Here is a 25,476-nt window from a genome sequence, read left to right as displayed (position 1 = left end):
ACGTGACCGGCACAACGCGAGGGTGCTTTTCGGGACGAGCCGTCCCGAAAAGCACCCTCTCCCGTGACCGCCTCGGCGCGTCCGCAAGCGCCGAGAGGCGACGGGGCCATCACGACCCGAGCATGGCCTCGAACTTTCGCCGCAGCCACACCCAGCCCGCCAGCGCCAACCGCTGCCACGTGGGGTGAAGGAGCCGGACAAGGACGTCGTCCCGCACGTCCCGGCAGGACCGGCGCGTGCCTGCCCAGCCGCGGACGAAGCCCACCACGAACGCGCACCGCACCGGGTCACCGCCGGCCGCCGCCTCGAACGTCGACACGATCCATGGCCGCAGGTCCGGACGTGCCACCGCGGTGTCCAGCCAGAGACCCAGCGCCGCGGCGAAGCCCTCGTATCCGGCCGCCGGCCCGGTCTCGGCGGCCATCGCGGCGGTCCACGCGGGCGTGCACGCCATCGGCGCCACCGCGTCCGGGCCGGTCAGCGTCACGGCGAGCCCGGCGGCGTCCCGCTCGGCGGCCAGGCGCAGGAACAGCGTCGTCCCCCACTCCTTCCGGGAGGCCGCCTCCTCGTACGGACGCTCGTCCGCGTTGACCACCCACGCCATCACCGCGCCGAACACCGCGCCCCGATGCCGCGCCGCCAGCTCCAGCGCGGCGTCCGACGCGACCCGCCGCATCCGCTCGCCGCGATGGCACGCGAGATGCCCGATGACCTTCAGTACGGCGTCCGTCCACCCCGCCGGCGCCAGGTCGAGCAACAGCCGCAACCCCGCGTACGCCCGGCGCGCACCGTCCTGGTTCGACGCCAGGTCGACCGACGTCCGGCACCACTCCATGGCCGCGTAGACGACCGCACGCGGATGCGCCGCCGCCAGTGTTCTCGCCACGTCGAGGACCTCGTCGAGCAGTTGCTCGTTGCCGTGGGTCGCGAGGTGTTTCAGACGGGTCAACGCGATCGTCACATGGGTCTCCCCCAGCACCTGGCAGACCCGCGCCACGGTCAGCTTCAACGTCTGCGGAGCCTGCCGCCACCTGGACCAGTCGTACAGCCGCTTCCGCACCCGTCCACCGATCAGCGGGTGCAGGCAGGTCCGGGCCAGCGCCACATACGCCAGGTCCGCCGACCGGTGCCGGTCCCCCGCCCACGCCTCCGCCATCTGGACGATCTTCTCCGCGGCCCCGTGCTCGGCGGCGAGATCGGCGAACACCTCCACGAGCTTCTGCCGGAGGCCGGGACCGAGCGCCACCACCTCGTCGGTGGGCAACGCCGACAACCAGGACAGCAAATCCATCCGCGCCAGCGGATAGTCGTCCCACACGTACCGGAGGACCGACTCGGCGTAGCCGTGCCGGCGGAACACGATCCCCTCGTCCGCCCGGTCCGCGCCGAGCAGCTCGCTCAGCCCGGTGGACGGGCACCACGCCAGCCCGCCGCCCTCCACATTGATCTTGAGCTGGCGGGCGAGGGACAGCGCGGCCCCGTACACGCTCGTCTCGTCCGCCGGGGCGATCGTCGCCGCGGCGACCAGCAGCGTCTGGTCCCGCAGCCCCGGATGGTCGGCGAACCAGCCGCTCACCTGGTCCTTCCAGCCGAGATAGGCCCGCTCGACCTCGATCTCGTCACCGGCCGCCGCGACCAGGTCGGCGAGGCGGCGGGCCTCCCCCGGCAGCGCCCCCTTCAGCAGTTCCCCGGCCCGGGGCCAGCCCGGCCACCCCGTCCGGCCGAACCCCCGACGCTCCAGGCGCCGCCGGTAGACGGCCTCCGCCGGCGGCGGCTCCACCGCGACCACCGGGAGGAACCCGGCGAACGGCTCCTGCTCCCCCTCGGTGCCCACGACCAACAGGAATCCACCGGACGCGCGGACCGCCTCCAGACAGGCCCGGAGCCGCGTCTCGTCCTCGTCGCCCGCACGGACGAGGTAGCCGCGCTCCGCGCCCGGGATCCCCTCCACATCGTCCTCCCCGGTGGAGAACAGGCGGATCGGCATGCCGGAGCGCAACTCCCGCAGCGCCGCGATCGCCGTCGTCGCCACCCCGGCGCCCGGCGGCCCGACGAGCGCGATCGCGTGGTGCCGCGCGAGAACGTCCACGATCACGGCGTGGTTGCGGGCCCGCACGTACTCCGCGACGCGGTCGTCGATCTCCCCCTCCGACAGGACCATCGAAGGACGCCCGCGCACGAAACTGAGCTGGTTGACGATCAGGTCGCGGGAGACGGTGTTGCCGAACGTGTTCTGGGTCCCGTCGCCGACGACGTTGACCTCGTCGATCGTCGTCATCGGCGGTCCTGGCGCAGGTCGCCGCCGACCGTGTTGCCGAAGGCGTTCTGCGTCCCGTCGCCGCTGATCGTGATGCCGCTGATGGACGTCCCCGACGGCGGCGGGGGCGGGGGCGCGGCGCGCTCCTCGGCGGGCGGTTCGTCATCGTCCGGCCGCTCCGTCCTGGACGGCACGGGCACGTAGAGGTAGGCGGACCTGTCGTACTGCTTCACCTGGACCTGGACCTCTTCGAACTGGCTCTCGCGCAAGCTGCTCCGTCCGCCCCGCACGTACGCGGTGAACAGGTCCGCGGAGATCAGCAGAGCGGCGAACGTGACCTCAGGGTCGCTGCGGTCGAGGGCACGTCTCAACGGCGCGGAGTCGAGCAGGCGGCAGGCGTCGATGACGGCGGTGGAGATGCCGGGCGCGTCGACGCGTTCGTCGTCCACGAGCCCGACGTGCAGGGCGACGCGAAGCCGGAGCCGCAGCCCACGCGCCCGTAACCGGGGGGCGCTCTCGGCCAGCGCGTCCTGGAGGCGCCGCGGGAACGGGTCGATGAGCGCGGGCACCGCCTCGTGCGGGAGGACGGCGAGGATGCCGTCGCCCGTGCTCTCCATGAACCTCACGTCGTCCCACACGCCGCGCAGCCCGCTGTCCGCGCAGGCGGCGGCCAGAACCCGCCGGATCTCCAGATGGACGTCCGGCAGATCGGCGTCGCGATGAGCGCTGAACCTCTCGGCGTCGACGACGAGAACGGCGCGGAAGTCATCCATGGGCACTCCTGGTGGGGAACAGATGCCCCCACCTTGCACACCGTTCGGGGAACGCAGTGTCAGAATTCAGACACTTCCGCGTCCCGATGCGGCCAGGGCCCGAAGCCGCGGAAGATCGACGATGACGGTCCGGCCACGTTCGGTCGCGACGACGCCCTGCTCCCGGAGCCGCGCCAGTTCGGCCGCGACGACGCCACGGGACAGCCCGACCGCCTGGCCGATCTCCGACTGGCCGAGCCCCACCCCCGGCGGCCCGTCCCCACCGGGCACGGCGAGCCGCAGCAGCGCCCGCACCACCCGGGGCCCGGCGGGCAGCGCCGCCGTCTCGGCCCGCCACTCCTCCCCTTCACGCAGCCGCCGCATCGCCCTGCGCAGCAACTCCTGCTCCACACCCGACGACCGCACCAGCGAACGGAACCGGTCCGCGGACAGGACGCGCGTGACACACGGGTCGACCGCGATGACCGTCGCCGAACGGTCGTCATGGTCCAGGACCGCCATCTCTCCGAGCAGCTCACCCGGCCCGCGAACCGCGAGAAGCAGCACCTGCCCGTCCGGAAGGGTCAGCAGCGCCTTCACCCGGCCCGCCAGCAAAAGAAGAACATGCGACGGCCGACCACCCTGGTGAAGCAGGGTGTCGCCCGGCTGGAACCGTTGCTCCACGCCCGCCGCGACGAGCGTCGCCCAGGCCCGCTCCCACACGGATTCCCGCATCGCCGGATCAGGATCCGTCGCGCGGCGGACGGAGCATCCGCGCGATCGACTGTTCCAGACGGCGCACCGCCAACGACTCCCCCACGAACCCCTGGACCGCCTGGAGAAGTTGCTGCAACCCGCCGGGGTAGTCCAGACAGGTCTGGAGTATGGCGAACAGGTCGGCCCGCGCCTCCCCCGACCGGGGAACGGCACCCGCGATGTCCGCCGACAACGCGCCGACGAGCTGGTCACGGCCGCGTTCGGTGCGGAGGCGGGGAATCTCCAGCAGGTCCTCGACCGTCTGGAACTTCTGGGCCATGGACGGCTCCGGCGGCGGCACCGTCGCGTTGCCGGGCCGTTCCCCGTCCCGCTCCTGCACCGCCGGACTGCGAGGCGCCGGAACGACCGGCCGCACGCCCGGCACCATGACCCACGCCTCGTCGACGGTCTCCTTGACCTCGACCCGCACCTGGTAATAGTCACCCGGATCGACCTGACCGCGGCCGTGCCGGACCACGTCGTCGTAGACCCGCCGCGACACGATCACCGCGATACCGGTGGCGGCGTCGCGCACCGCGTCCTTCAGCGGGGCCGCGTCCAGCAACCGGAACGTGTGCGTCAGGGCGGTGCCGACGATCCCGCGCCCGTCCGACTCGGCCTCCCCGACGTTGACCGCGACCCGCAGCCGCATCTGCGCGGCCTCGCTCGACGCCTCGTTGTGATGCCGCACCTCCGCCCGCAACCGATCGATCACCACCGTCAGCAGCCACTCGACCTTGATATCGGGTGGCAGGATGATCATCACGCCGTCCCCGCGGTCCTCGTGGTAGCACTCGTCCAGCCGCACCCCGGCGACCACCAGGCTCCGATCGAGCCCCTCGTACATCGCCTTCCGCACCCGCACCCGCACCGGATCAGCCCGGGCGTCATCAGAGAACCCCGCGACATCACACAAGAGGAACGAACACGCCCCTTGCGGGCGCCATTTGGCAACACGCTCGGTCTCTGTCACTGGCACCTCGCCGATGGGACGCCGCTTGCCTTATGCAGCGTCTGCCGGGCTCCGCGCACGCAGGACGGGCGACTGTGACCGACGCGACCTACGACACGCCGACCGGCCTGATGCGCGAGAGCATTGGACTGTCTAAGATCGGGGCCCGGCGTCCGGGTGCCGCGGATATATCGACGTCCGCGGCTTGCCCGGGACACCACGCCGACCGATTTTCGATCTTGGTAGAGGGGAGTCCGTCTGTGTCGGACACGCGCGACGAGCTCGCGACGACGGCGCCTGGCCCCAGCGTTGGCTCGCGCACGTCCATCCGGTTGAGCGCGGTAACGGTCCCCCCGGGCGAAGAGAAGACGCCGTTCGCCGGTGTGATACGTCGCCGCCAAAGCGAGATGCTGAATCCGGTCCCGGGTACACGGGGTTTCGACAATGCGCTGAGCGACCCGACGGTCTCGAACGGCTCGAACGACTCGTAGACATTGGCCGCGGAAGGGCCGCGCGAATGGCCCATGGACACGTTGGACGTCGAACGGCTCCGGGCCGGAGATTGGCATCCGAGTCCGCTTTCGGAGTTCGTTCTCAAGGTCCACAGTCGATGCAATCTCGCCTGTGACTACTGTTATGTCTACGAGTCCGCGGACCAGAGTTGGACTGCGCAGCCGATGCGAATGTCGTCCCGAGTCATCCGGTCCACCGCGTCCAGAATCGCGGAGCACGCGGAACGACACGCCTTGCGCAGGGTGGACGTGATCCTCCACGGCGGCGAACCGCTGCTGGCCGGTGCCACGCTGATCGAGGAGGTCATTCGCGAGGTACGCGGCGCGGTACCAGAGTTCTGCCGCGCCGAATTCGGCATGCAGACCAACGGCGTACTGCTCGACGAGAAGACGCTGGACATGCTGGCCGCCCACGAGGTGGGGGTCTCCGTCAGCCTGGACGGCGATCAGGCGGCGCACGATCGCCGACGTCGCCACGGCAACGGACGAGGCAGCCATGCCGAGGTCATGCGCGGGCTGGAATTGCTGGCGGGCCATTATCGAGCCTTGTATCGAGGGCTGCTCTGCACGGTCGATCTGCGGAACGATCCGGTGCGGACCTACGAAGCGCTTCTGGAGACGTCCCCGCCTCGCGTGGACTTCCTTCTGCCGCACGGGAACTGGACGACGCCGCCCCCGGGTCGGCCCGTGGTGGACGACGGCAGCACTCCCTACGCGGACTGGCTGATCAAGGCTTTCGAGCGCTGGTACCACGTCAAGGAACGCGAGACGGGCGTCCGTTACTTCGAGGAGATCATCAACCTGCTGTTGGGAGGGGAGAGCCGAAGCGAGAGCATAGGGCTCGCGCCCGTCACGATGCTCGTCATCGACACCGACGGCGCGCTCCAGCAGGTCGACTCGCTGAAGACGTCCTATGCGGGCGCGCCCGAGACGGGGCTCACCGTCCATGACCACGCGTTCGACGACGTCCTGTGGCATCCCGGGGTGGTCGCGAGGCAGATCGGGGTCGCCGCCCTGTCGGAGCCCTGTATGCGGTGCCGGGCACGGGACCTCTGTGGCGGTGGCGCCTATCCACATCGCTACCGGGAAGGCGACGGATACCGGAACCCGTCCGTCTACTGCCCGGACCTGTTCAAGCTCATCGGTCATATCGACCGAACCCTGCGCAGAGATCTCGCCGCTCTCAACGCCTACGCGGACGCCCGCCCAGCCGACTAGGCCCATCCGTCCGGGTGGGCGGGACCGCGTATCCGGCGCGGTCAAAGCGCCGTAGGATCGATTTCGCATTCGAGCAACTCACCGCGTGCGGCTGCCTGGACATCGGGATGATGGCGGTCGAGCACCCGCTCCAGCGCCATCAGTGTCGCACCGGTGTTTCGCGCCGACTCTCCCATGGCGACCCGTGTGCGTTCGAAGTTGTGGGCGGCGACGAGCGAGTAAGGATGCTCAGCGCCAAGAGACTCCCCCAGTCTTTCCAGCGTCTCGGACAGCAGCCGTGCCGCTGCCTCCAGTTCACCGAGCAGGTGGTAGTCATTGGCCAGTCCCACCGACGCGCACAGTGCGTAGTAGTGGTTCACGCCGAAGGTCCCGGTTCTGAGGCTCGCCAGTGCGTCGCGGTCGGCCTCCTGTGCCGCGTACACCTCCGCGAGCCGTCGCAGGACTATCGCCCGGTTGACGGCACAGACATGGACGAAGGGATGTTCGTCCCCCATCACACGGCGGTAGCCGTCCAGCGCCTCGTCAAGGAGCCGCAACGCGTCGCCGGGTCGCCCCATGGCGCTGATGGTGAGCGCCAGGCACACCTTGCTGGCCAAGGTGTTCGGATGCTCCTCACCGAAGCGACGGACGTGCGCGGCGAACGTCTCGGTGGCCAGATCACGCGCGTCCTCGAACCGTCCGAGTTTCCGAAGTGTGCCCGCGTGGCTCATCTTCGCCTGCAGGACCATCGCATGGCCTGGAGCGAGAACCGGTTTCAGACTCGCGAGGCTCCGCGCCTGCATCTCGCACGCCTGGTCGTACCGTCCCAGGGCGTGCAGGGCTCGTGCGAGATGGTGGGTCGCGCGGAAGAGCCGTCGATACGACCGTCCGTGTTCGGCCTGCCGGCGCCAGACGTCCCGGCTGATGTCGTACGCCCGTTGGAACTCCCCCAGGATCCGCAGGTCGAGGGCAAGGTTGCCCGCGGCGAGCTGGGTGTGGGAGGCGTCGTCCCCGTAGAGCTGACGTAGGCGACGCCAAGCGTCGAGGTCGACGTCGTGAGCCCGACGGAACTCGCCCCGGAAACGCAGGTCCGCACCGAATCCCGTGGCGGCCAACAGGGTCTGCACGTGGTCCGTGCCGAGATTCCTCCGGGTCCGTGCCAGGTTGTCCTCGCTGAGATCGGCAGCCGCCCTACTGTCGCCCAATCCCCGCAGGTCGTTCGCCAGGACGCGGGAGATGTCCAGGACCAGGTCGTCGTCTGGGCCGTACCGCTCCAGCCACCGGTCCAGGGCGATCTCCGCCAGCCGTCGGCTGCCCTCGAACTCTCCCGCATGGTAGAGGTACTTCGCCTGGTCGATGCCCACGCGCCTGACCTTCGATCCGTCGGCCTCGAACACCCCGGCCGGGACGACATGCGGCGTGATCTGGGACCGTCGCTCCCAGGTGGACTCCACATCCGGTTCCTCGCTCGGCGTCGCCGCGACCAGAATCGCGTGGACATGGGACGTGACGCGGCGCCGACCGTCCTCGCCAAGCCGGTCGTTGAGGGTCGCCCGGACGAGCCGGTGGACCTGGAGGCTGCACGTCTCCTCCTCGAAGCGGGCGAGGGCGGACCGGGAGATCTCCCGCATCGCGTCGCAGAGCCGCGCCTCGTCGGTCAGCAGGTCCGCCAAGTCGGCGGGAAGCGTGGTCGTCCGGCCCGCGGTCAGCAGCGCGCTCGACACCGGTTCGGGGTCGAAGACCGCCCACAGCTCCAGCAACTGCCCGCCGACAGGATGCTCTTCCCGGAGCAGATCAAGGTTCAGGCTCACGCCGACCGCCAACGGTTCCGACGCGTCGGCGGAGCCATCCGCAAGAGCGACCTCGGCAAGGCGCCGATCGAACAGATGGAGGTACTCCTCGGCGGTGCCGCCCGTGACCACATGCCAGGCGGCCGCCAGTTCGATCGCCAAGGGCAGGTCTCCCACGCGTTCGGCGAGCATGTCGGCCTCCGCCTCCGCCAGGTGCGGCACCAGGCGACGAAGCACGGCGATGCTCTCCGACCGCTCGAAGACGCCGACGTCCACCACCGTCGCGTGGCGTTCCCAGCCTCGGTCGCGGGAGGTCACGAGAACGTGGTGTCCGAGCCACGGGTTCTCGTCGCCGCCGACGGACGGCGGGGTCAGAGGAAACACCTGGTCGGGGTCTTGGGCGTTGTCGTAGATGAGCAACCAGCGGCGGTACGGACGCCCGTCGCGCAACGCCCTCAGCACGCTGTCCACGGTGTCCTTGATGTCATCGCTCATCGGCATGCCGAGCTGACGGGCCAGCAGCGCCAGCGAGGCTCGGGCCGAGGTCGTCTGCTCGGCGGGGACCCACCAGATCAAGTCGTAGTCGTCGGCATGGCGGTACGCGTACTCCGCCGCGAGGTTGGACTTGCCCGCGCCTCCCATGGCGAACTCGGAAGGCGGGAGCAACGCCACCATGCCATCGGCGAGGGCCGTCCGAGTCTCCGCGAGGAGATGGTCGCGGCCGGTGAAGTGGGGAATGCGGGCCGGCAGGCGGCTACGCAGCGGGGGCACGTGGTCCGGATTCCGTTCGTCGGCCCCGCGCCCGGCCGGCACCGGCGCGGCGTTCGGAGACCCCTCGTCCGGCGTCTCCGAGCCCCGAGTCGGTGACAGGACGGATGTCGTGTCACCCGCCGTCAGCCGACGCGCCACCTCCCGGTACGGCCCGCCGAGGCCCATCAGCGCCTGCGCCGCCACCCGCGCGAACGGCAGATCGGGTGGAAGCCGGGTCTCGCCTCGACCGACCGCCGCGAGCAGCGCCGGAAAGTCCATGGACGAGCCGATGCGCTCGCGGACGACGTCCCATACCGCGCGGAGCACCTGGTAGACCTCGCGCCTGCGCAGCCCTTGCAGCAGGATCTCCCGGACACCGTCGTGGAACTCGTACGCGATCTCCTCCTCGCCGCCGCCGGCCGGACGACCGGCCATCCGCAGCAGGCCGCTGAGGAAGACCTCGGCGAGGTCGGTGGAGGTGGACGTGGGCAGCATCGCCCGCTGGACGAGCCGCATGACGGGCAGCCGCAGCGGAGCCGCCGCCAGGTAGGTGGCGAGCTTGAACGCGGTCGGCGAGGACGAGGCCCGGAACCGCTTGACCCGCATCTCCGGCGACAGCGCCTCGGGGAGGGCGTCGGCGACCGCCGCGACCGCCACCGGCCGTCCGGTGAACAGTGCCGCGCCGGGAACGTCCCTGCCGCCGTGGGCGACCATGTCCGCCCATGGCCGCAGCCAACGCTCGCTCAACTCGACCACGGGGATCGCGATGCCCGCCGGGCGGTCGTCCGGCGGCTGGAACGGGGCCCGCGCGACGACGAGCCGCTCGTTGGCGACCGCGGGCCCCGACGCGCCGAAACGCACCTGCTCGACCGCGGCCCTGGTCCGCCGCCACAGGCGCTGCGGCAACGGCTGGGCGATCGCGACGGTCCCCGCCCTGCCCCACCGGTCGAGCAGCGCGGCGGCGCGGCCGTCCCGCCAGGCGGCGCCGATGCAGTCGCTGACGACGAGGGTGACGCGCCGTCCCGTGGGGTCGACCAGTTCGGCCGGGTCGCGGTCGGCGCCGACGCCGAAGGCGGAGCCGGTGCGCAGCGACAGTCGCGGGCCGTCGGTGTCCAGGTACCACGTGCGCAGGTCGCGGAACGCGCCGAGTTGGTGCAGCAGGGCCTGTAACTCTTCGACCGTCCGCCGCCACACGACCATCGACGCGCCGACGTCCGCGACGAGCGCCAGGTCGTACCGGCGTTCCCGCGCGGGGACCAGCACGGGTTCGCACACCCCGGTCTCGGCGATGCGCTGCGCGGTCTGCTCCTCGTCGAGGTGCCGGCGGGTCAGGGACGGGACGGTCGCGCGCAGCGGCCGCAGAGCGCGCGACAGTCGCAGCGTCCGGGAGATCGCGGGCATCGCGGGCATGCGGACGGGGAACGCGGCGGCCGGCACCTCCTGCCCGGTCAGGTAGAGGCCCGCCTCCACAGGGTGCGGCGGCGACGGCTCGCGTTCCGGCGCCCCCGGCGGCTCGGCCGGACGGGCGGTCGGCGGTGAGCGCGGCGGCTCACTCTCGGACGCCTCGCCGGAGCGTTCGGAGGCCAGGTGCGCCGGGCCCTCATGCGTCCGGAACCACTCGGCGAGCCAGAGGGCGTCGGCCGTCTCCTCCGCCGTCGGCTGTGGGTGGAGGGCCCGCAGGACCTCGACGAGCCGCTCGATCATCCCGCGCCCGGCGACTCGATCTGGCGGAGCACGGTGTCGAGGATGTCGGCCAGCGAACTGTCCGGCGGCCGGCTCCCCGAGGTCGCGAGATAGACGGCGTTGAGGAGCTGGTCGGTGGCGAGCGCGCCCTCGGCACGACGGGCGAGGAAGTCCTCGATGAGCTGGTCGCTCGCCGCCCTGGCGTCCGCGCCGAGATGCGCCTCGACGATCGCCGCGAGCCGTTCCCGGGTGGGCTCCTCGATCACCAGCCGGACACAGCGGCGCAGGAACGCCGGGGGGAACTCGCGCTCCCCGTTGCTGGTGATGAGGACGATCGGGAAGTTGGCGCACCGGATCTCGCCGTGGTCGACGGGCACCCGCGGACCGCCGTCCGCCGTCATCACGTGGATGCGGGACTGCTCCTCGGGCAGGCGTTGCAACTCCTTGATCGTGAACCGGCCTTCCTCGAACACGTTGAGCAGGTCGTTCGGCAGGTCGATGTTGCTCTTGTCCAGCTCGTCGATGAGCAGGACGCGGGGCAGGTCTCCGGGAAGCAGCGCGGTACCGAGCGGGCCGAGTCGGATATAGCGGCCGATGTCGGGTGGCTCAGCGGTGTCCGCCCTACCGCCCGCGCCCCGCAGACTCGTCTCGTGGAGCCGACCGATCGCGTCGTAGTCGTACAGCCCGGACTCCAACGTCGTGTTGCTGGTGATCGACCAGTACAGGACGGAGCCCAGCCCCAGCTCGTAGGCGACGTTGTAGGCGAGGGTGGACTTGCCCGATCCCGGCTTGCCCGTCACCAGCAGCGGGCGCCGCAGCAGGATCGCCGCGTTGACCTTGTCGATCAAGCTCTCGTCCGGGCGGTAGGAGGTCGCCCGTTGCAGGTCTCCGAGGCGGCGCCCGCCGGACGAGTCCTCCGCGGCGAAACGGCGCCACGGCGGGGGCGGCGGCAACCGCCGCACCCGTTCGTGCGGCCGGCTGTCGCCCCGGTAGATGCGCCAATCACCTGCCGTCGTCTGTTCTTTCTCCGTGGTCATGGGCGGTCTCCAAGGGCGCGCTACGCGGGGGGACGGAGCCGCACGTACGGCTCGGGGATGCGGTCGGCGTCGTCGAACACCAGCGTCAGATGCAGGCCGAGATGGCCCGGCCCCTCCCGACCGTCGGACAGCGCCTGCCGGCGCAACTCCATCGTCCGCCGGGGCAGCTTCATCAGATCCGCGGCCAGCAGGTCCTTGACCTCCCGGGCGAACTGGCCCGGGTCGCGCCCGTCCCGGCACCACGCGATCACGGGGGTACCGGCGAGCAGGCCGACCCAGTGCTCGTCCGGTTCCTCGTTCTCACCGCCCCACGGCGGGTAGGCCAGCGCCAGGACGGCCGGGGAGGCCTCCGAGAGCTTGGAGTACAGGTCCTCCTGGTCGTACTCGCCGCGCCGCGTCACCAGGCAGACCGGCGTGTCGACCGCGTTGCCGCGCAGCCAGGCCCACTTGTGCCGCCAGCCGTGGTGGGTCTCGGCCAGCCGCATCCGGTCGAGGCTGCGCACGACCACCGGGTACTTGATGCCGATGCGATGCTCGAACCCGGCGATCTTGATCTTGGACTGCTCGAAGGGATGGTCGAGCAGTGGCCGGGGCAGCACGAACTCGATCGTGAGGTCACGACCGCGCCGTCCGACCACCGAACTCTCCAGGGTGAGCAGCCGTTCCAGCAGCTCGGGAATGCGGCTGAGCGGCAGTGCCTCGTCCTCGCACCGCAGCGTGCTACCGGGTTCGTGACCGACCTGGAGCCACGCGGTGACCAGGTAGTGGTCCGGCTCCAGCGCGTCGGGAGCACATTCGATGATCAGATACGTCTCGGACGATTCCGGCTCGGATCGGGTCTCCACCGACGTCCGCCGGTTCTGGAGGAAGGGGCCGTCCAGTCCCTGGCTCTCCACCTGGCGGCGCACCCAGGCGCGGAAATGTGGCCCCGTCCGGGGGCCCGCGTATTCGGCCAGGTCATCGACGAAGACCAGCAGTGGCGGCACACCGTCACCCCCCTCGGGGATCTCCTCCAGGAGCGCGACGACGTCGTGCAGACTGTGGATCTCCCGGTCCAGAAGTGGCCAGGCGGGTCCCACCGCTCGCCGATACAGCAGGGGGAACCGGCTCAAGAGCGAGAAGCCCAACTCGCCCCGCTCCAGCAAGGTGATCAGTTGGTGCAGAACCCGGCGCTCGACCCGGTCGAGCCAGGGCTCCGGAAGCAACTCCTCGACGATGTCGCCGAATTCCCGTACCGAAAGCCCGTTGCCGTAGAGGGCCTCCAGGATCCGTACCAGCGACTGCGCGGCCCCGGGGTAGTCCACGAGCGCGTCGACCAGGCCCCAGACGTCCAGAACCTCCTGGTCGTGATGGACGAGAGGCAGCGGATGCCCGAGATCGCGCTCCAAGGCCGACAGGACGAGGGTGCGGCCCCGCCGCCCCCGCATACCCTCGATTCGCCGGATCGCCTCGACGAGCCGACGCTGATCGTCGACATTCAGCGACGTCACCAAACGCACCGCCTCCGTCCCGGCCCACGCGCGGCGGGGAAGCCCGCTCGTCGCCCCCGCGTGGGCGTCCGAGAACCAACCGACACACTATGACGTGACATTCCTGCCGGAATCTGCGTCCTAGGACACACTCCGAACAGGATCCGGTGTGCCCGGATCCAGTGCCGGGTGACCGGACTCGGCCGGTCGTCCGCCGTTGTCGCTCGCCGGGTAAGACGGATCGCTCACGGAAGACCGCACCGATTCCCCGGGCCTGTTGGGAGAAGCGGGTGGGCAGTCCTCTGGGACGGCGGTGTCCGATGTGCTCACCCTGCCATTGCTCGTGTGCGCCGAAAGGCCGGACGCCTCCTCGGACTGCGGACACCATGACGCGAGGTCACCATGGGGACCGCCATGGCGGCAGAACGTGATGACAACCGAGAATATCGCCCGCTGGACCACCAGCCAGTCACGAACCATGCCGATCGGCAGAAAGATGAGAACGACCAGGGGTATGGTGAAGGCCCCGCCGACAACGAACGAGGTCGGTCGAACCCCGATCGCGTTGATGATCCAGCCGCCGCTGAACGCTCCCAACGCCACCGCGCCCACGCTCAGGAAACGAGTGAAACCCGTGACCCGCCCCAGGTACTTCTTGCCGAGCACCTTCGCCTGATGAGTGCGTAGCGCGACATTGATATGCGCTCCGATGATACTGCACAGCCCCCAGAGCGCCAATCCGAAGATCGGATTTTGATAAAGGGCCATGATCCACACCAGCGTGACCCACATCATGAGACCGACCACAACGGAGGAAGGAGCGGACATCTTACGGATGATCCGCGGCGAGGCGATCGCGCCGAGTATCCCTCCCAGACCTGTACAGGCGAGGAGGAGACCCACCAGGTAGCTCGGCAGCCCTTCCTGTTCGGCCTGGAAGATCTGGAGGAGCACGATCACCTGGAAGAAGAAGTTCGCCAGGACACAAAGAAAGACCACCGCACACGAGAAGTCGTCGTGGGCGAGCCGGCTCAGGGCGGGCCGCAGCCCGACGGCGGCGTCGGTGGCCTGCCCTTTCTCACCTCGCTCCGGTGGAACGTTCTCCGCCTCAGCCTCGGCGACCACCACGGGTTCGGCCGCGGGCGGCAAAAGTTCCCTGTCACATTTTTCCTTGACGCGCTTTCGTCGTCCCACCACGAACAGCGCCATGATCGGGAAGAGTGAGGTAATGGCGTCCACGGCATAGGGCACCACCGGATGCACACCGAGGAATGCGCCACCCAGCGGACGCCCGATGAGCATCGACGCGTTCAACTTGGCTTCGTTGCTGCCGATGGCCCTATGCAGAAAATCATCAGAGACCAGATCCGGCACCACCGCTATCTCGGCAACCTCGTAGAAAACCGCACATGAGCCGTCAATGAGTGCTGCGATGACGAGCACGACGACCACGTTCGAAACCGAGGTCAGACATAAGCATGCGACGAACGCGGAAATAAAACGCACGATCTGGCTTGTCAGCATGACCAGTCGTCGATCGACCCGATCGACCAGTATACCTGCCGGCAGATGAAGAAGGAGCCCCGGCAGAACACTGGCCGCGGTGACGCATCCCGCGGCGATCGGAGACTTGGTCAGAGCCAGTGCGAGCAGCGGGCCGGCGGCGGCCACGCCCATGGAACCGACCTGCGACACCGCCGAGGCAGTCGATATAATGGCGAAATTCTGGCCACTTCCACGTGCGAGCCTTTCCCGCAATGCGTGAAGACGTGTACCATTAGATGCGTCAACGTCCGGCTGGGCGGTGGTCACCGATAGCACTCCTTACATTCGTGCCAATCAGTGAAGTCGAGCACTGAACAGACACCGAACTCATGCCGGACAAAAGCCGCAAAACAGACAAAAATAAGCCGAGGTGAGCCAGGCTCCCACACATGCACTCCACGGCACTTGCATCGTATATGACCATGCCCCATGGAACGTCCAATGACCAGGATGGCCGTTTTCAAGAAATGATCGCGATGCCCTCGCCGAATTTCACATGGACACGTCATGTGACCATGTAGTACCCGACCGCGATTTTTTCCACGTCAACGCGCAGGACTACCGTGGCGTCCGAGCGGAGTCCGGCCGCGACCTCCGGCCGTCACCGCACCGGCCGGCCTTCGGACGGTCCCCGACGGGTGGACACACGTCCAGGAGGTAATCGCCGATCGGCGACCGGTCAACCGGTCTCGGACAGAGCGCGCTTCGCGATCAGTGCTTCTCGGTTGCCGCCGTCGTGGCCGAGCACTTCCTCCAGCACCGCGGCGGCGGCAGTCCTTCGACCGGACCGCACGAGCGCCCGGCCCATCGCGGTCTTGATCGACAACTCACGCGGGAGCCGCCTCGCCGCGGCCTGGAGTTGCCTGACGGCCTCATCGGGGTCGTTCTCCAGCGACATCCGGCCGATACCCGCCAGAAGCCAACCGACCGCGGAATGGTCCGGAACGGCCTCGAAGATCGCGGCCGCCTCCCGATACCGGGCCGTGGCGGTCTCGGCATCGTCCTGTTCGTCCGCGATGTCTCCGAGGAAGGTCGTCGCCTCACCGAGGACTCTGAGGTCGCCTTCCCCACAGGCGCGTGTCGCCGCCTCCGCGTGACGGCGTGCGAGTTCGGGATCGCCGTCGGCCAGGGCCCGGTGCGCCTGCCGCAACCTCGCCGCGGGCCCCGGCCGGCGGATCGGGACGGTGCCCTCACCGAGCCGGGCGACCGGTTCGATCAGCCTGGGATGCTGCAACACGTAGTGCCGATCACCACCGCGATCACGCGACCTGATGAGGTGCAGATCCCGCAGGGCGTCGACGACCGCCCCGGGGACGTCTTCGCGCAGCCGCTCCTCGGGAACCCCGGCGCGTCCCTCCGGCCCGCCGAAGCGGTTCCTGAACACCGCCGACAGTGTCCGAATCGGCAGGCTCTGGTCGGCGGCGACAATCGCCAGACTCTGGGCACAGAAGTCCGTCAGGACCCGGTTCACGTCCGCGCGCAGACGCTGGAGGGAGAACTCGGCGTCTCCCGGGACTCCCTCCCAGAGGCGGTCGCCCACAAGCCGGAGCAGGGCGGGCTCCAGACTGGACGTGGTCTGCACGCCGCCCGCCAGCCGCACGGTCCGCAACTCCTCCACCAGCGCCTCGGCGACCGTCTCGGCGGGAGCTCCAGCACGGTGAAGAAGCACCGTGAGGATTTCGTGCGCGGTTTCAGGCGACATAGGCGTGAGCGGGCACATGCCCGGCCGGGCATGGCCCAGCCGGGCGGCGAGGTCCAGGACCTCGTCGTACGCGCTGTCACGCACCACCAGAAGCAGGTGCAGGCCGGGGGCGTGTTTCAAGGCCACCGCGAGTTCGTCCAGGAATTCCCGGCGGTCCCGCTCATGACCACCCGACGTGCGCAGCAACGCCTCGGCCCCGTCGATCGCTCCGAGCGTGGGCAGCTCAGAGCCGAACCTGTCGAAGCCGCGGTACTTGCGCAGGAAGTTCGCGATCGTCAACCCGGAGACGTCGCCGGGTGACGCGCGGGTGTACCAGGAGGCCAGTACCGCGAGTCGAAAGCGATTCCGCTCGGGTAACGCGGCCACCGGGAAGGGCGGACGATGAGTCAGCTCGGCGACGGGCAGTACGTGCGTGTTCCTTTTCCGCAGTACTGGGAAGACGCCCGCCCGCAAAACCGAGGTCTTGCCGACTCCCGGCCGCCCGTACAACACGGTGAGCCGGTGTTCCCTCCAGGCCTCGACGATCTGTTCGGTCTCCGACGCTCGACCGACGAAGATGTCCGCGTCCTTCTCCGCGAACGCCCGTCCGCCCGCGTAGAGAGCCGGTCCGTCCGGAGAAGTCAGCGTGGTCATCTCTTCCGTCCCCACGAGCGGGCGCCCGCCAGAGATCTTTTCCCCGGCACCAGATCAGACGCCCGGTCTCCTGAGGCTAACCCATCGACCATTCCACGCACTCAGTGATGGACGAAGAACGTCCGATATCGCGCACGACCAAGATCGTCAAGGGGCCGATCGATCAGTTCTCACCGACTCGTTCGAGCCGCGGGCGCTCGCGTCGCATCGAGCCTGTTGTCGAAGCCGCGACCGAGGGGACTCGGCCGGGTTAGCTCCGTCTCGACTCGCCGCAGCCCAGGTGTGCCACGAGAGACCACGGTGGGAGAGAGTCGGAAGAGGAAGGGACGTTCCTGCATGTGGATCTCCTCTGCCATCGTTACCGCGAGGCCACGTCCGCGGACGCGCACGCGACCGTAAGGTGATCATAATTATGATCTCAGAAATCCCGACGCAACGCCATAGCCACCAAAGTGGCCCACCATTCGGCCGACAGATAACGACTTTATAGACGCCCCGCAAACAAACTTAAGATCAGTGTGTCACCAGACACAGTCTGGAACGGACGGCCTTAGCAAACTATCTTTGTTGGAGGAATTATTTGACCATGCCGTGATGCGGTGCCCTCTCTGGCCGCCGACATGACGCAGGGGGATCGAGTGACCAACCCGGATGCACCGCCATCGGCCGACGCCGAGAGGATTCCCCAGGTCTGGGGGAAGATCCCTCCCCGCAACAAGAACTTCACCGGCCGCACGGATCTGCTCGCACGCCTGCACGAAGGTCTGGACGGTCAGGTGACGGCCGTGGTCCCGCACGCGCTGCACGGCCTCGGCGGCGTGGGCAAGACCCAGATGGCGGTGGAGTACGCCTACCGTTACCGCTCCAAGTACGACCTGGTCTGGCTGATCCCTGCCGACCAGCCCGTACTGGTGCGCTCGTCGCTGGCGAGCCTGGCGCCACACCTCAACCTGGCGTCCGCGGCGGTAAGCGGCGTGGAGGACGCCGCCAACGCCGTGCTGGACGCCTTACGCCGGGGGGAGCCCTACTCCAAATGGCTCCTGATCTTCGACAACGCCGACGAGCCCGAGGAACTGACCGAGATCCTTCCGCACGGCCCCGGGCACGTGCTGATCACCTCGCGGAACGTTCGGTGGGCGGGTGTCGCCGACACCGTCCCGATCGACGTCTTCACCCGTGAGGAGAGCATCGAGTTCCTCACCAGACGGGTGCCGCGGGGAATCACGAAGGCCGACGCCGACCGGCTCGCGGAGAACCTGGGCGACCTCCCTCTCGCCCTGGAGCAGGCGGGCGCTCTCCATGCCGAGACCGGCATCGCCGTCTCCGAGTACCTGGAACTCCTGGAGCAACGCACCAGGATGTTGCTGTCCCAGGGCAAACCGACCGAATACCCGGTGTCGATGACGGCCGCGTGGGCGCTCTCGGTGGCCAGCCTTGAGGAGAAGATGCCCGAGGCCCTCGTCCTCCTCCGTTACTGCGCTCTCTTCGGTCCGGAGCCGATCCCTCGGGATGTGTTCCGGATGACCGCCTCCAAGCTGAGCCGTCCACTCTCAGAACTGGTGCGCGACCCCATCCGATTGAGCCGGGCCGTAGGCGAGCTGGGACGATTCGCCCTCGCGAGGCTCGATGTGCAAGCTCGGACGATCCAGGTGCACCGGCTGATCCAATCTCTCGTCCGCGACGGACTGCCACAGGACGAGCAGAGACGCCTGCGCAACGAGGTCCATCTGCTGCTGGCCGACTACACGCCGTCCAATCCGAACCTCGCGAGCAACTGGCCCAGTTATCTCAACGCTCTCGGACATATCGGGCCTGCCGAAGTGGCACTCTCCCAGGACCGCGCCGTGCGCCAGCTCGCCCTCAACATGATCATCTATCTGTACTCCTCGGGCGACTTCGCATCGGCTCGCTCCTATGTCGAGTCGTTCATCGAAGAGTGGACCAGGGTTTCCGGCCCCGACCATGAGGACGTTCTGACGCTGCACGTGACGCGGAGCGATCTTCTCCGCGAGTTCGGCCAGTATCAGGAGGCCGCCGACCGCGGCGCGCAGACGCTCGGCGCGGCGGAGAAGATCCTTGGCCGCGACCACGAGACGACCCTACGGGCCCTGCGCGGACGAGCCGCCGGACTGAGAGCGACGGGCGACTTCAAAGAGGCGTTCGACATGGACGAGGACGCACTGGACCGCTACCGCACGAAGCTCGGGGAACAGGACTGGAACACCTGGCGCGCCATCAACAGCCTGGCGCTCGACCACGGCCTCAGAAGCGACTATGAGAAGGCCCGGAGCCTGCTCGAAGGCGTGTACCGCGACGTGATGGTGTCCGGAAAAGGGCAGGACGACCCCGCGTCCCACCTGAACGTCTACAGCGGGCTGGCACGTGCGGTTCGGCTGAGCGGGGACTTCTACGAGGCCTGTGATCTCGGTGACGACGTCTACGCCTCCGCCGTGGAGCAGCTGGGTCCCGACCATCCGTGGACACTGCGCACCGGCAAGGACCTGTCGATCGCCCGGCGGCGAGCGGGCGACTACGGGAGGGCCATGGAGCTCGCGGAGGACGTCCATCAGCGCTATGTGCGGGCCTTCGGCCTCAACCATCCCGACACCCTGGCGGCCGCCACCTGCCTGGCGAACATCCACCGCACTCTGGGGCAGTTCCAGGAGGCCATGACGCTCGCGGACGACACCGTCCGCCGCTACCCGCGCGTCTATCCGCCCGAGCACCCCTACAACCACGCCTGCGCCGGGAACCTGGCGATCCTGCGGAGGATCACCGGTGATCCGCATGCCGCGAGGAAGGTCAACGAGGAGGCCCTCGGCGGGCTGAGGCTGAAGTTGGGCCGCGAGCACCACTACACCCTCACGGTCGCCCTCAACCTGGCCAGTGACCTGGCCGAGCTGGGAGAGCTGGAGGCGGCGTACCGGCTGTGCTCGGGAACGCTGCGACGGCTCAACGACCTTCTGGGTGAGAAGCATCCGATGACGCTGTCGGCGGCGGCGAACAACGTGGTGAATCTCCGGGCCCTCGGCCGGGACGCGGAGGCCGAGGAGCTGTACGCCGCCACGGAGGAACACTACCGGCGGACGCTCGGTCTTGAGCATCCGGACGCGCAGGTGTTCCTGGAGGGACGGCGCCTCGACGCGGACTTCGACCCGCCGCCGATCTGATCCGGCCCATCTGATCCGGCTCAGCCGACGGTGACCGCCGAGTCGACGGCGGCCAGGTCCCGGCCGAGGACGTCCCGGATGTGGGTGATCAGTTTGAGCAGGTCGCGGCAGTAGACGGACGGGTTGCGGAAGCCGGTGCCCGACCGGTAGCGGTGCGGGTAGAGTCCGCCGCCGCAGACCTCGTGCGCCTGGCAGGCGAGGCACTCCGGTGCCAGCGCACGCCGTCCGATCTGGCGGGCGGCGACGGACGGCAGTGACAGGACGGTGTCGAACGGGTCGCGGGAGACGTGCAGGCGGGTTCCCGCGGCGCCGTCGAAGGCGGACTTCAGGGAGTCGACCTGCTCGATCTCACCGTTGCTCTCGACGACGACCACGGCCACCGGGGAGAGGCCCACGGCCTCGCTGGCGGACATCCGGCCGAAGAGCAACCTGATGATCTCGCTGAACAGCCGGATGCGCGTCTCGTCGGCGTCGGCGGCGTACCAGCGGTCGAAGATGGCGATGAGCCAGTCCCCGTAGGGCGTCGACTCGTCGGGGGGACGGCCGGGCGGCGGGACGTCCCAGTTTCCGTGGGGCAGCAGGAAGTCCACCCCGGGCGGCCCGAACTCCAGTAGCGACTCGTACGTCGTGACCGGGTCGTTGCGCAGTTCGATGGTGCTGAGAAGGCCGCCGAAGAGTGGCCGGTATCCGTTGGTGAGCCGTTGTAGCCCCGCCCGGACCGCCTGGTAGCTGCCCTGCCCGTCCGCGCGTCGCCTGTGCCGGTCGTGGCCTTCCTCGTCGCCGTCCACGCTCACGCCGACGGTGACGCCGTACTCGGCGAACAGGTCGAGGAACAGGTCGTCGAGCAGGACGCCGTTGGTCTGCACGCTGAAGCCGACACGCACGGCGGGCCCGGTGGCGGCGAGGATCGTCTCGATCACGTATCGCAGGTGTTCGGCGCCCGCGAGCAGGGGTTCACCGCCGTGCAGCACGATCTCTACTTCGGGCAGCAGGTTCGTGTGGGCGTGCTCGGCGATGCGCTGGGCGACCCGGTCGACGACGTGCCTCGACATGCGACGCGGTTGCCTGCGCCAGCCCTGGTCGGCCATTTCGTACATGTAGCAGTAGTCGCAGGCCAGGTTGCACCGGCTGTGCACTTTGAGGATGAAGTCGCGGATCGGGGTCGGTCGCCAGCCGCGCTCCAATAAGCCCCGCACGTCCAGGCCGTCCGGCCACTCCGCCGCCTGGTCGGGTTCGTCCCTGTCAACGCCCACGTCTGCCGACCCCCTAGATGGATCACAACGCGGCGCTGCGTTATGTTCAGATATATCGGCATATCAAGATCAATAAACGTCGTTGATGAGGGCCCAGCGTTCGTGGTCCCGCCAGGTCCCACCGATCTTGATGAACGCGGGTGAGAATCCCTCCTTCCGGAACCCGAGTCGCTCGACCAGCCTGACGGACGCGCTGTTGCCCGGCTGGATGTCCGCTTCGACCCGGTGCAGTTCCAGCCGATCGAACGCGTACCGGACGGCGAGTCCGACGCCCTCGACCATGTACCCCTGGCCCGCGTACGGCTGGAAGACCGCGTAGCCCAGCACTCCCCGCCAGTAGGACCCCCGGACGATCTCGTTGAGGTTGACCATGCCGACGAGGTCGCCTCCCGCGCGCAGGCACACCACCATGCCGACCGCGTTGACCTTGTCGAACCTCGCGAGGTACGCGGCGAACTCGCGTCCCGTCGCGGGCAGGACGACCCAGGGTCGATGGAATCCCGAGCTGGCCTTCGCCGATTCGAGGAACCGCGCCTCGTCGTCCGCTCTCACATGCCGGACGATGACCTGCGCGCCCACACCGACGACCCCGTCCACGCGCGGAATCTACATCAGAGCGGGCGCCGGCCGTGCTCGCATCGCGTTCACCGGTCAGGCAGGGGTCTCGCCGTCCGGTGGTGTGGTGCGGACACGGCGGCGATGGCTGGTGTCGCAGAACGGGAAGGCGCGGCTGCGGCGGCACGCGCAGAGCGCCACCAGGAAACGGTCCGACGTCACGGTGGCGCCGTCGTCCAGGACGACCTCGACCGGCCCTTCCACCAGGATCGGTCCCCCCGGGATGATCCGTACTCGTGGCGGCTTCCGGCCCCCGACGGGCGTTCCGTTCGCCGGTCGGAGGGCGGGCTCAGGCCGCCTGGCGTCCGTGTCCATGTTCCACCTCCGTCACGACCCGGTCGGCGCGGATCACCACCAGGTCCTCGTGTTTCTGCCCGGGACGCAGCAGCCCCCGGGCCCGTAGCGTTCCCGCGCGGCCCCGCATCACCGGGCCGAACGGCTCCCGACGCCGAGCCACCACCTGGGCCCGCATGCCCGCCCCGCGGAGCGCGACGAGCGTCGCCGCGACCCCGTTCAGGGCCGAGTGCACGACCAGCAGCGTCCCGGACGGGGTCAGATGGTCGGGGGCGGCGCGGCAGATCCGGTCCAGGATCGCCCGGCCGCCCGGCCCGGCCTCCCAGGCGCGGGCGCGGCCCCGGGCCGCCGCCGGATCGGTGTCGCCGGGCACATAGGGCGGGTTGGCGACGATCACGTCGAACACCTCCCCCGCCACCGGTGTGAACAGGTCGCCGCGCAGGACCCGGACGTTGAGCCCGCGGACCCGCGCGTTGAACTGGGCCGCCAGCACCGCCCGCGTCGACTTGTCCACCGCCACGACGTCGCAGCCCCCGCGCGCCGCGCTCACCGCCACGGCGCCGGTTCCGGTGCCGAGTTCCAGCAACCGCGCTCCGGCCGAAACGTCGACGCCGCGCAGCGCCTCGGCCAGCAGCCGCGTGTCGGCCTGCGGCCGGTACACCCCCGGAGGGCGAAGTAGCATCATCGCCCCACCGTCCCCTCGGGGGCGGGGGTCGCGGGCAGCGGATGGCGCAGCGACGAACGTCCCGACCGCCAGCATCCGAGGATGTGGGAGGCGAGGCGGTCCTCCAGCAGGACGGTGGCCCGCACGCCCAGCACCACGTCGGGTGCCAGCTCCGGTTCGTCGGCGAGCAGTCCGCCGATCACGTCGTGGCGCAGCACCTGCTCGTGGACGGCGTCGGCCTCGATGTGCTCGGTGTAGAACAGGCGGGCCCGGGGGCCGCCGCCCAGGCGGTCCAGGGCGCGCGCCATCCGCCGCGCCGACGGGGCGGTGGTGATCTCCGCCGCGGCGAAGTGCCCGACCATCGCGCCCCGCAGCGAGCGTCGCAGGCCGAAGAGCGACATCATGTTCACCGTCGCCAGCATCACCGCGGGGGCCGCGTCCACGTAGGCGCCGTAGGAGGAGTCGAGGCCGAGGTCGTCGAGCAGGTCGGCGTACAGCCCCTGGTGGATCATCTCCGGGCGGCCGCCGCCGAACTCGTCGTGTTCCACCGCCACCAGCGCCGTCTTGGCGCGTCCGCGCAGCCGGGGCACCACCCAGGCGTGCGGGTCGGCCTCCTTCAGGTGGTACACCGACCGGTGTGCCGCGTGTTCCCGCAGTTGCCACCACTCCCCTCGGTCTTGCAGGTGGTGCGTGACGCCGTGCCCGTCGATCGGCTCGGTCAGCAGGTCCCGGAGCGCCGCGTCCACGTCGGCGTCGGGCTCCTTCGCGCCCGGAGCGCTCGCCGTGTCCCGGCGCAGCGCGTCCAGGAACACCGCCTCCATCGCCCCGCGCAACCGCAGCAGCCCGGGCTCCCACTCCCAGTCCGGGTCAACTCCGGTGAAGCCTCGGTAGTGCAGTTCGAAACAGGTGTGGAGCGCCAGTTGCAGGTCTTCGCCGTAGGGGTCGGCCGAGGTGACGGCTTCGCGGACGGCGGGCGAGCGGGCCGGGACGTCCGGTGGGCGCGGGCCCGCGGCCAGCGTCTCCACCACCGCCCTGGACAGCGGTCCGCGTGCGGCGGGAAGTGTCGGCGTCGCCGCCCTCGTCCGCTCCACGATCGGTGTCGGAGCGTGTCGAACGGTCATGGTCTCCTCCGTCGCCTCGGTTTCCGCGATCCGGTACCCGTTCACGCGCGTCCCATACGCCCAATTCGTCCCTAGACCTGCTCTGATCACCTCGGATCGCGGGTGAAGACGTCCGCGCCGGGCGTGATCAGAACGCCCGACTCGGTCTGGTCGGCGAGCATGTCCACCACCGCGCGGGGGCCGTGCCGCCCGGCGGCGCGGCGCTGCCGGTCAGCGCCCGTACCCTCCCGGCGCACGCCTTCCAGCAGGGCGAGCACCGCGTCGAGGTCACCGAGGTCGGCCAGGGCCGGGCGGACGTGGGCGACCAGGTCGTCCAGCAGGCGCCAGGCCGGGACGGCCCGGCGCGTGAACGGGTCCAGGCCGGGGCCGTCCATCCCGTGCCGGGCCGCGTTCCACAGCGCCGCCGCGCAGACCTGCGCGTCGACGTCGCGGGCCTCCCGCCCGGCCGTCAGGTCGGTCAGGGCCGTGCGGACCAGGCCCCGCACCAGCGCGGCATGGAGCACCGTCTCGTCGGCGGTCGCCGCCGCGTCCGCCACCCGCACCTCCACGGTCGGCCACCGCGGCGACGGCCGCGCCAGCCAGAACGTCATCGCCTCGTCCACCAGCACGCCCGCCTCCACCAACGCCGCCACCCGCTCGTCGTACTCGGCCGCCGACGCCGCGTACGGCGGGACGCCCGCGCCCGGAAACCGGACGATCTGCGTCATCCGGCGGCCCGCGTACGCCGAGACACGGCCGTGGTCGAACGGAGAGTTCACCGACAATGCCAGCAGCGTGGCCAGCCACGGCCGGAGATGGTTCACCACCGCCACAGCCGTCTCCCGGTCGGGGACGCCGACATGGACGTGGCAGCCGCACGCCTGGTAGTCCGCCACGATGTCCCCGTACAGCGCCGCGATCGCGGTGAAGCGCTCGCCCCGTGTGATCGGCGGTGGCGGGCCGTCCAGTACTGGCGTCCCCGCCGACACCGGACGCGCACCGCACGCACGCGCCGCCTTCGTCAGGCTCGCCCGCCCGTACCGCACCTGCGTCCACAGGTCGGCCAGTTCCCCGCACGCTCCAGTCGCCGCCTCCACCTGCGCGACCGACAACTCCCCATGAAACCCGCCGCCGGACTCGTGCCACCGATGCCGTCCCGCCACCGCGAGAACCTGTTCGGCACGCGGAACGCACCGCCGCGACTCCGCGTCGACCAGCAGGAACTCCTCTTCCACCCCGATGCTCACGCCCGGTTTCCGGGCGTGCGTCTCCACGTCAGATGCCTCCAAGCCGCCTCTCCACGGTGAGGTCGGACGCGACAGGCCCCGGCCCGCGTCCGTACGCC

General features: G+C 69.7%; 17 protein-coding genes. 2 read left to right on the top strand and 15 right to left on the bottom strand.

Going from position 1 to position 25,476, the window contains the following annotated elements; translation table 11 throughout:
* Nucleotides 1–109: 109 nt before the first annotated feature.
* The 4 genes from D0T12_RS07970 to D0T12_RS07955 form a co-directional block, all read right to left on the bottom strand.
* The gene (locus tag D0T12_RS07970) at nucleotides 110–2,278 is read right to left on the bottom strand and encodes a hypothetical protein (RefSeq protein ID WP_117398786.1); all 2,169 of its coding nucleotides are present in this window, start codon (nucleotides 2,276–2,278) and stop codon (nucleotides 110–112) included.
* A complete protein-coding gene (locus D0T12_RS07965) occupies nucleotides 2,275–3,030 on the bottom strand; it encodes a hypothetical protein (RefSeq protein WP_117398785.1) in 756 nt (251 codons plus the stop codon). The genes D0T12_RS07970 and D0T12_RS07965 overlap by 4 nt, the downstream gene beginning before the upstream one ends.
* Before the next feature lie 66 nt (nucleotides 3,031–3,096).
* Complete coding sequence (locus D0T12_RS07960; protein WP_117398784.1) at nucleotides 3,097–3,744, bottom strand: Crp/Fnr family transcriptional regulator; 648 nt, start codon at nucleotides 3,742–3,744, stop codon at nucleotides 3,097–3,099.
* 7 nt (nucleotides 3,745–3,751) lie between these two features.
* Nucleotides 3,752–4,630 (bottom strand): effector-associated domain 2-containing protein, encoded by an 879-nt coding sequence (locus D0T12_RS07955; RefSeq protein ID WP_117398783.1) that lies wholly within the window; start codon nucleotides 4,628–4,630, stop codon nucleotides 3,752–3,754.
* 611 nt (nucleotides 4,631–5,241) lie between these two features.
* Here D0T12_RS07955 and D0T12_RS07950 point away from each other — a divergent pair.
* On the top strand, nucleotides 5,242–6,447 hold the full coding sequence (locus tag D0T12_RS07950; RefSeq protein ID WP_117398782.1) for an FxsB family cyclophane-forming radical SAM/SPASM peptide maturase: 1,206 nt from the start codon (nucleotides 5,242–5,244) through the stop codon (nucleotides 6,445–6,447).
* 41 nt (nucleotides 6,448–6,488) lie between these two features.
* On the opposite strand, the gene fxsT (D0T12_RS07945) is transcribed toward D0T12_RS07950, so the two are convergent.
* From fxsT (D0T12_RS07945) to D0T12_RS07925, 5 genes are all read right to left on the bottom strand, one after another.
* Nucleotides 6,489–10,670, bottom strand: a complete 4,182-nt coding sequence (gene fxsT / locus D0T12_RS07945) for an FxSxx-COOH system tetratricopeptide repeat protein (RefSeq protein WP_117398781.1) — start codon at nucleotides 10,668–10,670, stop codon at nucleotides 6,489–6,491.
* Nucleotides 10,667–11,686: an AAA family ATPase gene (locus tag D0T12_RS07940; protein ID WP_117398780.1), complete on the bottom strand. Its 1,020-nt coding sequence runs from the start codon at nucleotides 11,684–11,686 to the stop codon at nucleotides 10,667–10,669. Before D0T12_RS07940 ends, fxsT (D0T12_RS07945) begins: the two co-directional genes overlap by 4 nt.
* Nucleotides 11,687–11,706: 20 nt before the next feature.
* Nucleotides 11,707–13,176, bottom strand: a complete 1,470-nt coding sequence (locus tag D0T12_RS07935) for a VMAP-C domain-containing protein (protein ID WP_147339432.1) — start codon at nucleotides 13,174–13,176, stop codon at nucleotides 11,707–11,709.
* 120 nt (nucleotides 13,177–13,296) lie between these two features.
* Nucleotides 13,297–14,967 (bottom strand): MFS transporter, encoded by a 1,671-nt coding sequence (locus tag D0T12_RS07930; protein ID WP_158581440.1) that lies wholly within the window; start codon nucleotides 14,965–14,967, stop codon nucleotides 13,297–13,299.
* A 412-nt stretch (nucleotides 14,968–15,379) separates the two neighbouring features.
* Nucleotides 15,380–17,035 (bottom strand): nSTAND1 domain-containing NTPase, encoded by a 1,656-nt coding sequence (locus D0T12_RS07925; RefSeq protein ID WP_117398777.1) that lies wholly within the window; start codon nucleotides 17,033–17,035, stop codon nucleotides 15,380–15,382.
* A gap of 638 nt (nucleotides 17,036–17,673) precedes the next feature.
* On the opposite strand from D0T12_RS07925, the gene fxsT (D0T12_RS07920) reads away from it, so the two are divergent.
* Entirely contained in the window at nucleotides 17,674–20,205 is a 2,532-nt protein-coding gene (fxsT, locus tag D0T12_RS07920; RefSeq protein ID WP_233525900.1) for an FxSxx-COOH system tetratricopeptide repeat protein, read from the top strand.
* A 20-nt stretch (nucleotides 20,206–20,225) separates the two neighbouring features.
* On the opposite strand, the gene D0T12_RS07915 is transcribed toward fxsT (D0T12_RS07920), so the two are convergent.
* The 6 genes from D0T12_RS07915 to D0T12_RS07890 all read right to left on the bottom strand — a co-directional run bounded on the left by D0T12_RS07915 (nucleotide 20,226) and on the right by D0T12_RS07890 (nucleotide 25,420).
* Entirely contained in the window at nucleotides 20,226–21,458 is a 1,233-nt protein-coding gene (locus tag D0T12_RS07915) for an FxsB family cyclophane-forming radical SAM/SPASM peptide maturase (protein ID WP_233525899.1), read from the bottom strand.
* Between the two features lie 69 nt (nucleotides 21,459–21,527).
* Nucleotides 21,528–22,055 carry a GNAT family N-acetyltransferase gene (locus D0T12_RS07910; RefSeq protein WP_233525898.1) on the bottom strand — a complete coding sequence of 176 codons (528 nt, stop codon included), beginning with the start codon at nucleotides 22,053–22,055 and terminating at the stop codon, nucleotides 21,528–21,530.
* 54 nt (nucleotides 22,056–22,109) lie between these two features.
* Nucleotides 22,110–22,301 (bottom strand): CDGSH iron-sulfur domain-containing protein, encoded by a 192-nt coding sequence (locus D0T12_RS07905; RefSeq protein ID WP_233525921.1) that lies wholly within the window; start codon nucleotides 22,299–22,301, stop codon nucleotides 22,110–22,112.
* 61 nt (nucleotides 22,302–22,362) lie between these two features.
* Complete coding sequence (locus tag D0T12_RS07900; protein ID WP_117398775.1) at nucleotides 22,363–23,052, bottom strand: HemK2/MTQ2 family protein methyltransferase; 690 nt, start codon at nucleotides 23,050–23,052, stop codon at nucleotides 22,363–22,365.
* Nucleotides 23,049–24,152 (bottom strand): iron-containing redox enzyme family protein, encoded by a 1,104-nt coding sequence (locus D0T12_RS07895; RefSeq protein WP_117398989.1) that lies wholly within the window; start codon nucleotides 24,150–24,152, stop codon nucleotides 23,049–23,051. The genes D0T12_RS07900 and D0T12_RS07895 overlap by 4 nt, the downstream gene beginning before the upstream one ends.
* An 86-nt stretch (nucleotides 24,153–24,238) precedes the next feature.
* Nucleotides 24,239–25,420 carry a carboxylate-amine ligase gene (locus D0T12_RS07890; RefSeq protein ID WP_117398774.1) on the bottom strand — a complete coding sequence of 394 codons (1,182 nt, stop codon included), beginning with the start codon at nucleotides 25,418–25,420 and terminating at the stop codon, nucleotides 24,239–24,241.
* Nucleotides 25,421–25,476: the final 56 nt, after the last annotated feature.

The sequence above is a fragment of the Actinomadura spongiicola genome, assembly GCF_003432485.1.
GTDB lineage: Bacteria > Actinomycetota > Actinomycetes > Streptosporangiales > Streptosporangiaceae > Spirillospora > Spirillospora spongiicola.
This window is presented reverse-complemented; position numbering and strand designations above follow the sequence as displayed.

Coding starts and splice junctions, on each gene's coding strand:
- D0T12_RS07970 (WP_117398786.1), bottom strand. CDS start 2,278: ATGACGACGATCGACGAGGTCAACGTCGTCGGCGACGGGACCCAGAAC.
- D0T12_RS07895 (WP_117398989.1), bottom strand. CDS start 24,152: ATGACCGTTCGACACGCTCCGACACCGATCGTGGAGCGGACGAGGGCG.
- D0T12_RS07940 (WP_117398780.1), bottom strand. CDS start 11,686: ATGACCACGGAGAAAGAACAGACGACGGCAGGTGATTGGCGCATCTAC.
- D0T12_RS07900 (WP_117398775.1), bottom strand. CDS start 23,052: ATGATGCTACTTCGCCCTCCGGGGGTGTACCGGCCGCAGGCCGACACG.
- D0T12_RS07950 (WP_117398782.1), top strand. CDS start 5,242: ATGGACACGTTGGACGTCGAACGGCTCCGGGCCGGAGATTGGCATCCG.
- D0T12_RS07960 (WP_117398784.1), bottom strand. CDS start 3,744: ATGCGGGAATCCGTGTGGGAGCGGGCCTGGGCGACGCTCGTCGCGGCG.
- D0T12_RS07925 (WP_117398777.1), bottom strand. CDS start 17,035: ATGACCACGCTGACTTCTCCGGACGGACCGGCTCTCTACGCGGGCGGA.
- fxsT (WP_117398781.1), bottom strand. CDS start 10,670: ATGATCGAGCGGCTCGTCGAGGTCCTGCGGGCCCTCCACCCACAGCCG.
- D0T12_RS07965 (WP_117398785.1), bottom strand. CDS start 3,030: ATGGATGACTTCCGCGCCGTTCTCGTCGTCGACGCCGAGAGGTTCAGC.